General features: G+C 41.3%; 8 protein-coding genes. 4 read left to right on the top strand and 4 right to left on the bottom strand.

Features of this window, described 5'->3' with window-relative positions:
* Positions 1 to 112: 112 nt before the first annotated feature.
* The 3 genes from P378_RS19230 to P378_RS01310 form a co-directional block, all read right to left on the bottom strand.
* Positions 113 to 274, bottom strand: coding sequence for a type II toxin-antitoxin system RelE family toxin (locus P378_RS19230; RefSeq protein WP_180260921.1), 162 nt, complete (start codon positions 272 to 274; stop codon positions 113 to 115).
* On the bottom strand, positions 271 to 519 hold the full coding sequence (locus P378_RS01315; RefSeq protein WP_099082009.1) for a hypothetical protein: 249 nt from the start codon (positions 517 to 519) through the stop codon (positions 271 to 273). The genes P378_RS19230 and P378_RS01315 overlap by 4 nt, the downstream gene beginning before the upstream one ends.
* Before the next feature lie 214 nt (positions 520 to 733).
* A complete protein-coding gene (locus tag P378_RS01310) occupies positions 734 to 1,531 on the bottom strand; it encodes an Rpn family recombination-promoting nuclease/putative transposase (RefSeq protein ID WP_238472720.1) in 798 nt (265 codons plus the stop codon).
* Positions 1,532 to 2,028: 497 nt separating this feature from the next.
* On the opposite strand from P378_RS01310, the gene P378_RS01305 reads away from it, so the two are divergent.
* The 4 genes from P378_RS01305 (at position 2,029) to P378_RS01285 (ending at position 4,523) form a co-directional block, all read left to right on the top strand.
* Positions 2,029 to 2,334: a type II toxin-antitoxin system prevent-host-death family antitoxin gene (locus P378_RS01305; protein ID WP_099082007.1), complete on the top strand. Its 306-nt coding sequence runs from the start codon at positions 2,029 to 2,031 to the stop codon at positions 2,332 to 2,334.
* A 63-nt stretch (positions 2,335 to 2,397) separates the two neighbouring features.
* On the top strand, positions 2,398 to 2,769 hold the full coding sequence (locus P378_RS01300; protein WP_099082006.1) for a hypothetical protein: 372 nt from the start codon (positions 2,398 to 2,400) through the stop codon (positions 2,767 to 2,769).
* Between the two features lie 1,053 nt (positions 2,770 to 3,822).
* Positions 3,823 to 4,107: a type II toxin-antitoxin system prevent-host-death family antitoxin gene (locus P378_RS01290; RefSeq protein WP_099082005.1), complete on the top strand. Its 285-nt coding sequence runs from the start codon at positions 3,823 to 3,825 to the stop codon at positions 4,105 to 4,107.
* The gene (locus P378_RS01285) at positions 4,107 to 4,523 is read left to right on the top strand and encodes a putative toxin-antitoxin system toxin component, PIN family (protein WP_099082004.1); all 417 of its coding nucleotides are present in this window, start codon (positions 4,107 to 4,109) and stop codon (positions 4,521 to 4,523) included. Before P378_RS01290 ends, P378_RS01285 begins: the two co-directional genes overlap by 1 nt.
* Positions 4,524 to 4,896: 373 nt before the next feature.
* Here P378_RS01285 and P378_RS19950 read toward each other — a convergent pair.
* On the bottom strand, positions 4,897 to 5,137 hold a 241-nt coding region (locus P378_RS19950; RefSeq protein ID WP_207653965.1), incomplete at its 5' end, for a hypothetical protein.

Genomic DNA, 5,137 nt, shown 5'->3' with positions numbered 1-5,137 from the left:
CATAAATTTATTTGTTTATTCGACCAAAGCAATGCAAAAGTTAATCATCAGTAGGGTAATACATATTTTTACCACTAATACCAAGCACTACCCATGAAAAATGTCTTTAAAATCAAGCATTGCAAGGATTCACATTTGAAATATTATGAGCATTGGTAAAGTAACGATTTAATAATTCGTAAACTCGGGCTAGAGCTACTTGTACACGTCTTTGGGTTGCTTTATCCAGTTTAGCTAAATCTTTTTGAGCTTGGTTGGTTATGATTAATTTCATAGACCAAGCTCCTTTTTAACTTGTTCCCAGGGCTTTATTAGACCGGCTGCTAAGTCCCGTTCTGCTTCATTGATGGCTATTTTTTCTTCCTCTGTTAAAGGTTCGTCAACTTCCGGAGGGCTGGCTAAAAGTTCTTCCCAGGGATTTTCACGGATGATTATTTCAATGATTTGCTTGACTGTTCTGACTTTGTAGTCTGGTAAAGCATCAATCAAATTGTGTAACTCTCTTCTTGTTGGATTCATATATACCACCCCCCATCAGATTTCTATTCCTATTATCATCTGTCCTTGAATACAGTGTCAATGCATTTTATCCGCAAAATACTATATTATGTTGTCCCGTATTAATCTTCTTTTGTTCTGAGAATATCATCTATATACTTCCACCCATGGGGTTTCACCACTTTCACTTTCAATAAGTTAATTAGTTTAGTGCCTGGCACTGTTACTTTTGCTGTTACTTTTGGGTTGCCTCCCTGATGATAGCTGCCGCTTCATCCAGACTATTAACAGTATAAATTTTGTTAATAATTTTATCCAAAACTGTCACGTCAGCAATACGCTTTACTTCTGCTTGCAGTTTATAGGATGATTCAGAAAACCTGGCGTCCAGGTATTTACAGATAGCCTCCTGGGCTACAGCCCTTCCTTTTTCTATCCCTTTTGCCTCTCCCTCAGCCCTTGCTCCGCTAATCATAGAGATTTCGTCTCTGGCAGCCTTTTCCCGCAGCTCATACAGACGGCGCTCTCGCTGGCTCTTGAAAAATATTTGTTCAATGATCATGGCCTTGCGAATGCCGGGGTTTCCCATGGCGATCGCCTCCATTTCTTCTCCCGCAATATTATTGAAGTACAGCAGCCACTCTTCCAGCGCATCCTTCGGCCTGCGTTTCAGCCGGATGAACTTCTCCAACTCCAAAAAATGAATTTCCAATTCATCGTTCAGTAACTCACCGGTCTCGTCTTCCCTGATGCGGAAGGTGTGTTGGTACTTTGTCTTGCCTTTGAACCAATCAAAGCCCAGGATGTTGATGGTGATGGTTTTTCTAAGGTGGATGAAATCTTGCCCACTGTTTAACTGCCCGTGGTAGAGTCCCGCCCAGTAAAATAAAGTACGTTTGTCAATGTTGTATTTATTGGCTATTTGTACCTCCACATTTACCAGCGCTCCTGCGGCTGTCCTGGCCAGTATGTCCAGCCGGGCCGCTTTGTCCAGCAGGTATTTAGGGTCCAGCTCCCGGTTCAACAGTTCCACGGTGGTAAGTTCTCGTCCGGGCGTTGGCTTCGAAAAAAAGTGCCAGGCATTTTTGGTAATTCCTGGTAGGCTTGCCCTGCCAGGGGTTACCTGGGGGTTACCTGAGCATGGACTTTGAAAAATGGCCAAACCCATCTCACCAACTTAATGAAGAGTAATGCTAGGGGTTATAGTAGGCAGAATTATCTGTCAGTTTACCATTGCATATCAGGGGCCGGTTAACTTTTACTCTATCACAAGTGGTCAACTTTTGTGTTGACAAAACCAACCTTTGTGCAAATCAGTAAAACTGGCAATAATGGTTGGCACAGAGACCAATTCCCCTGCCAGATTTAATTTGAGGTTAGTCCCAGGATCTAGAACAAAGTAGTTTATGAAATGGTAATAATATACTCATACTGATTACTATAAATTTAATTTTTAAGTATAATTATTCATTGACTTTGCGTATAATATTACGTATAATCAAGCGTAAGGAATGGGGAGGGGTTGGTTCTATGACTACAACCTTTAAAATTGATCAGTTTGTTTCAATCACTGATGTACAAAGGAAAATTGGAGAGGTTACCGCGCGCTTAAAAGAAGAAGATGTGGTTGTTCTGAGAAACAACAAACCGGACTTTGTCATGGTAAACGTCGATTCTTATAAAGCTATGAGGGAGGCGTTAGATTTTGTAGAACATTACGAAATCTTTGAAACAATCCGGAAGCGCCAAGACAAGAAAGGTGCCATTATATCTTCTTCACAAATGGCTGAGAGGCTACTAAAAAGAGTGAAAGAGGTGGATAAAATGCGCATCTAGAGAAGATTATTCTTCTCTTTCTTTTTGCGCGATTCCTTATAAAAATTTTCCTGAGGTGATGAAATGAATAACAAACTCCTACAATTCCTTACTACTGAGCTACCAGAACTCACGAACCTCGTCTTTATGGAAGAGGTTGAAGACGACTTGATTAAGCTAGTTACTAAAGTTGATGAGGACTGTTTGGAAGAAGCTTTTAATGCCCTTAGAAAGCTTAATGCTAACCCTAGGCTAGGTAAAAGGCTGGAAGATAAGTATGGTATGGATCTAACAGATTATTTTAAGCATTACGTATGCAATGCGAACGTTCGTATTGTATATAAACAATCGGTTGTTGATGGACAACTTATTGCGGAGATCTGGACCATAGCCTGTCGTAAAGACTTTGAAGCCTATGTAAGAACATTCAATCGTCTTCAGGCAAGAAAACGTTAGAGAAATCTGGCGTTTTTACCTTGAGTTACTAAGCTAAAATAGTAAGGTCTATTCCGGGCAACAACCGCTGACCAGCTAACTCCGGGCGCAGCTGCGCCAAACGGCAGCCACCGTCAGCCGACAACACCACTGGTAACTTAGCACCCCACTTCTTGCAGCGATCAACGCTACCGCCTACTAGTGTAACTTCAGGAATCCGCAGCATCGTTCAGGGCAGCCGCCCGCTTCCGCAGCTGCCATCAGTACAGCGGCCCGGGTTGACCCGCAGAGGCCGGCGAGCGATCTTCTAAATTTTTGCTTTATTTACCCCCCCAAATATATTCCCGGCAGCTGCAAAGTTTTTCCAGTAAGAAAGAGCAGCCATGGATCTTTGCTACCATGGCAAGTTGATTAATAATTGTTACGGTTATGAGGTTCTTGGTAAACAGTTCATGCGAACTGTCTACTCACCAGCCACAAGAACCGTCCCTGCGGCTTCCTGGCCAGGATGTCAAGCCTGGCTGCTCTGTCCAGCAGGTATTTGGGGTCAAGTTCCCGGTCCATGTATAGGAAGAAAAGCCCAGTTGCCTGATTCGGCGTAATCTTTGAAATTCTTTAGTGTCAATCAGATCTAAAAGCAGTTTCTCTTTAGTCTTATTGAATAGAATAATGTTATCGTGCAGGGTCTCTGATTGCTTTCATGTTTTTCACCTTTATTTTAACCCATGTTATAAGTTAATGTTATTGATCGTTTTCAGTCGAGTAATAGTTAGTAATTTATGGCAATAAATATTTTTACTATCTTAACCATGGAATTGTTTAAAAACAAGGGCTAACAAGAATAGTACAATAGAGATTTGAACATGTCTTCACAATTAATCACATGATAAACCGTGCCGGGATGTTCCACCCTTAAATCTCTACCCAAAAAACACCTCCCGGCCAAATTATACCAGGAGGTGTTATAATCTATAATAAGTTAATAAGTTTAGTGCCTGACACCCATATTGACGAGACAAAGGAATGTATTTATAATAAAGGCAAGCATATATGTATTAATGGAGGTTTGCCTTTATGGAAAAAATAATTGGTATCAATGAAGCTCGCCCTAAACTCTCATCAATAATAGAAGTGTTAGACAAACCCGTTATTATAACTGTGAATTCCGAACCAAAAAGCGTACTTTTAAGGTATGATGAGTATATCCGGCTTGCCAAGGCAGAAAAAGAAAATAAAAGATTGTCCCTCAAACTAGCCCTTGAAAAAGCAAGAAAACAAGCTTCAGAAGCGGAAATAAGCGAAGATGATGTTTTCAAAGAAATAGCTGATTACCGGAAAGCAAAAAGAGGTAGAGATTAATGAAGGTTGTAATAGATACCAATGTGTTAATCTCAGGAATAATCTCTACCCAGAGTCCTCCGGCCTGTATCATTGATCTATGGGTATCAAACAAGATTACTGTATGCGTAAGTTCGGAAATAATTGAGGAATATCTTTCCGTTTTGCTTAGGCCAAAATTTGCACGTGTTGGAACACCACAGGAACGCTACAAATTAGTGTCTCAGTTGGTGGAGTTGGAGAACACCCTGATTGTTAATCCCGATTTTAAACTAAATATCATTACCGATGACCCGGATGACAATATCATATTAGAATGTGCTGCAGAAGCCGGAGCAGAAGTAGTTATCTCCGGCGATGACCATTTATTAAGTTTGTCGGCATATGAGGGAATTCCCATATTAACTCCGGCCGAGTATCTACAACGGTTTTTCTAAACCTTCCGGAAGGAAGCCCGTGCCGGGATGTTCCACCCTTAAATCTCTACCCAAAAAACACCTCCCGGCCAAATTATACCAGGAGGTGTTATAATTTACAATAAGTTAATAAGTTTGGTGCCTGGCACCATTCACTGTCGAACTCCACAAAAAAGAAAAGAACTTGCACTTTAATTTAGTAAAATGCAAGCTTTTTTTGGTGCAATTTTCCCAATTTGCCGGGGGCGGTGCCTGGTTCCGTCCGGCGGTAACTTTTTGTAACTTTTTGTGCTCGTATACAACTTTMATGCGAGACGGTACCTGGCACCGCCTGGGTAGCCTTTCTTTGAAACCACCAGACCCGAAAGGATGACCCGGAAAAGAAAAAGTACCGTCACTTTAGTTTAGTGAAGTGCCAGTTTAGTGAAGTGCCAGGCACTTTTTGGAAATCCCTGGCAGCGGTTTTCTGCCAGGGATTTCCTCGCATTTTTCGTGCCCTTTCCTCGCACCAATAAGTTAATAAGTATAGTGCCTGGCACTTCTCTCCCTTCTCTCCTGGAGGGACCGAGCAGAATAGATATTTTAAGCAAAATATGGTATAATTTTTTAAAATGATAAGGTTGGTGAAATATATG

This window comes from Desulforamulus profundi, from assembly GCF_002607855.1.
Note: the sequence above shows the minus strand (reverse complement) of the source record. Positions and strands in the feature narration are given on the sequence as shown.

Bases quoted from the DNA above. Each gene is read 5' to 3' on its own strand.
- P378_RS19230 (WP_180260921.1), bottom strand. From the start codon at position 274: ATGAAATTAATCATAACCAACCAAGCTCAAAAAGATTTAGCTAAACTG.
- P378_RS01305 (WP_099082007.1), top strand. From the start codon at position 2,029: ATGACTACAACCTTTAAAATTGATCAGTTTGTTTCAATCACTGATGTA.
- P378_RS01290 (WP_099082005.1), top strand. From the start codon at position 3,823: ATGGAAAAAATAATTGGTATCAATGAAGCTCGCCCTAAACTCTCATCA.
- P378_RS01300 (WP_099082006.1), top strand. From the start codon at position 2,398: ATGAATAACAAACTCCTACAATTCCTTACTACTGAGCTACCAGAACTC.
- P378_RS01315 (WP_099082009.1), bottom strand. From the start codon at position 519: ATGAATCCAACAAGAAGAGAGTTACACAATTTGATTGATGCTTTACCA.
- P378_RS01285 (WP_099082004.1), top strand. From the start codon at position 4,107: ATGAAGGTTGTAATAGATACCAATGTGTTAATCTCAGGAATAATCTCT.